Raw genomic sequence first — 3082 nt, 5'->3', positions numbered from 1 at the left:
TGATCCGCCGGATCGAGTCGATGCCGGGATGCATCCGGGACTATCGGGGGTGGCTGTCGGAGCAAGGGGTGGAGACGACCGGCATGCGTTCGATGGGCCATGCGGAGAGTGTGATGAGCCGATTTGCGCATCGGGTGAAATCCCGCCGCAGCTGGAAAGACCAAGGGCTTCGGGCGTTTCTGAGGGTGATGGCAGCCCGAATCGACGGGATCGGGTGGAGAAAGGGACGGTGGGAGGAGCAAGAGCCCCAGTCGGCCGTCTCGGCCTCAACAACGTCCAAGCGGATCGAACAGGCCAAACGGAAGGCAGGACGGTTGTGGACAGATGTGGTGCGTCAGAATATACCGTGTCTGCAACAGTCATCCGGGACGCCGATCCATCAAGCGTTGTCGGCGCTCCGGGATGGTGGTTGGGTGTAAAAAAATGGAATATCGTATCATCGNATTAATTCCTGAAAATGGTTCGATAACTAGTGATTGACAACGCCCGTAGTGAACCGAAAAAATGTTCTCCACAAAGTCTTGACTGACTCTTCTTTCCCGACAAGGTTGTGTTTTTTCAATAATCGGTATATATATAAGTTGAATTAAAGATTTACAACTGAACACACAAACGATCGATCGTTTGTTCTGGTTTCTGGTTGATTCGCTGAATAAAGGCTTGGACATTCTTTCTAATTTCTTGCACACTCGAATAGAACACGTTGTAAATCACGTCTGATTTCAGCCATTTCCATAGCCCTTCAATCAAGTTCAATTGCGGACTGTATGGTGGCAAAAAGACGAGCTCTAACCGATCTTCGTGTTCTTTTAAAAATGGCTGAATGAGTTTGGCATGGTGAATTCGAGCGTTATCTAAAATCATCACTATTTTGCCTGTGGGATAGCGTTCTAACACAAGTTGAAGAAATCGAAGAAATGTTTCCGCGTCATAGCGTTCTTCTTCGATGCAAAACACTTCCCCTGTTTCGTAGTTCAACGTGCCAATCAGCTTCAACCCTTGATGTTTTCCAAACGTCGGAATGATTCGTTGTTTTCCTTTGACAAACCATGTTTTTTGAATCGCTTGGTAATCACGAATCATCGACTCATCTTGAAAGAGGACATGGGCGATGTTCCCATCTACCAGTTTTTTTTACTTCAGGGAAGGTGATTTCGACGAATTCTTTTTGTTTCTCTTCATCGGCATTGGCTAGTGTATAGGTCGGTTTCGTATAGCTTAGCCCTAACCGATGCAGAATGTCACTTGTTCCGCGAAGCGTGTATGTTGGCCCCCACTTTTGTTGAATGAGTTCAGCGATTATCGCAAGCGTCCAATTATATTTTGCTTCGAATCCCACATCTACGGGGAGCTGATGTTCAATGATCAAAGCCAGCTCTTTTTCCTGCTCAGGGGTCAATCGACGTGGGGCGCCAGGTGAGTATTTCATCTCCAGTCCATCAAGACCGCGCTGGGCGTAGGCATGAATATAGTTATAAATAGTTTTCTTGGATCGACCAATAATCGTTGCGATTTCTCCTTTGGTATATCCCTGCAAATGAAGATAAATCGCTTGGTAGCGTTCATATGCTCGTTTACTTTTTGCTTCTTTCATGGCAGTGGACAACTTTTCGATCTCGTCTTTGTGATTTGGCATCATATTTTCTCTCCGTTCCCCTATTTTCTCTTTGTATTTATTCGCCGTGGAACGGGAGAAAACCTTTATTTCAATTTATATAGTAAAGTAAGAGGTATGGTTTTCTGGGATTTCCCCCTGCTCGATTAGGTGTTCGTAGAACACCGTCACGGGCATGGTGGGATGTTCTTTTCTTAGGGCTAAAATATGATCCTCATCATCGGGCGACAGACGCCTTGAGTGGCCGCGGTCCGAACGGCGCTTCGGCTTTAAGGCGTCAAAGCCCCCTTTTTTGTATCGGGTGCACCAATCGAGGATCGTCTTGGCTGCGATTCGCTTGTCGCCTTGGTGGGGAACATGATGCACTCGCTCGCTCACCTCTTTCAGATACGTCTTCGGTTCCACCTGCCCATTCACCAACGGAGCGATTAGCCCGTACCGAAACAGGGCAATGTTGTGTCTCATCGACTCATCCATTCGAATCTCCTCCTGGTCTCACTTGGAATCAGGACCGTTCCGGTCCTCCTGCCCTTATCGTACCGAATTGCTTTTTCTCCGTCGATAGGAAAGGTTTGTGGGAACCTCAATCATTTCCAATTTAGGATATGTATGTAGAATCAAGATCCCATTTAATTCGCAAAAGGGTGTCGGAATCCGTCCTCCCACATCTCTCTGATGACCGAATAGAGACCGTGTTCCTCCAACGTCCGGATCCACCAAGAAGCCCGTTCCTTTTCTTTTTTCACGATAGGGCCTATGATCCTCCACCGCCTCGCAAAAAAGCTATGAAGGTTTGATAGGTTTCGGTAGAACCGTCGGACATAAAAGATGATGCCGTCCTTTGTCGGGAGGAACGGAGCCTGGTTCGTCCCCTCGGTCAATCCCAACTGCTCTTTCACAACTTGCCATACGGCGGACAACGTATATTGAAAATACGGGAGGAGAAAGGAAGGCAGCACACTCACCGTCTTCAAGCATTCCCGACAGCGATACCGGACAATCCAAATGCGATCATCACCATGTGGGGTCAATGCGTTTCGCTCATCGTAACCGTGGCGGTGCAACGGGCGCTTGGCCCGGCAATGCGGACACTGTGTCAGAAGAGGGAAGTCGTTTTCTTTTCCACGCTCTGCATACGTTTGGACGTCAATGCCAAAGTCATGAAATTGAATCACGTCCTCCTCCCCTCCTCTGAACCGATGGATTTTCTCTTCCGAAATAATTCACAAAAAATTTAGCACATTCTTTCAGAAAAGGGGAGAGGGCTTTCTGAAAGAATGTGCAAAAAAATGGCTCTTTTGTTCCGAAATAAAGTGATAATTTACACCCGAGTTCGACAGTTTTGAGGCCATTTTAGGCAAATGAAAATGGCCAAAATGCTGTTATATCAAAGATTTCGCGATGCGGATCCTAGAAAAAAACACTGAATTTCATAGGCACACGACTTGTTTATTTTAACTTTTAAAA

Annotated in this window: 3 protein-coding genes and 1 pseudogene; 1 reads left to right on the top strand and 3 read right to left on the bottom strand. The window is 46.9% G+C overall.

Features of this window, described 5'->3' with window-relative positions; translation table 11 throughout:
• A partial coding sequence (locus tag T260_RS1000000140115; RefSeq protein ID WP_236620402.1) for a UPF0236 family transposase-like protein occupies positions 1–419 on the top strand: 419 nt, incomplete at its 5' end.
• Positions 420–594: 175 nt separating this feature from the next.
• On the opposite strand, the gene T260_RS1000000138435 is transcribed toward T260_RS1000000140115, so the two are convergent.
• The 3 genes and pseudogenes from T260_RS1000000138435 to T260_RS1000000140110 all read right to left on the bottom strand — a co-directional run bounded on the left by T260_RS1000000138435 (position 595) and on the right by T260_RS1000000140110 (position 2790).
• A protein-coding gene (locus T260_RS1000000138435; RefSeq protein WP_015374552.1) for an IS630-like element ISBs2 family transposase occupies positions 595–1639 on the bottom strand; the annotation gives its coding sequence in 2 pieces (ribosomal slippage) (positions 595–1134 and positions 1136–1639; 1044 coding nt in all).
• Positions 1640–1714: 75 nt separating this feature from the next.
• Positions 1715–2092 (bottom strand): annotated as a pseudogene (locus T260_RS0119405) (helix-turn-helix domain-containing protein); the annotation flags it as partial.
• A gap of 152 nt (positions 2093–2244) precedes the next feature.
• On the bottom strand, positions 2245–2790 hold the full coding sequence (locus T260_RS1000000140110; RefSeq protein WP_023633323.1) for a DUF6431 domain-containing protein: 546 nt from the start codon (positions 2788–2790) through the stop codon (positions 2245–2247).
• Between the last annotated feature and the right edge of the window lie 292 nt (positions 2791–3082).

Source organism: Geobacillus thermopakistaniensis (assembly GCF_000498995.1).
In the GTDB taxonomy this organism is placed as follows: domain Bacteria; phylum Bacillota; class Bacilli; order Bacillales; family Anoxybacillaceae; genus Geobacillus; species Geobacillus thermoleovorans.
The sequence above is the reverse complement of the archived record's forward strand: the minus strand, read 5'-3'. Positions and strand labels throughout refer to the sequence as shown.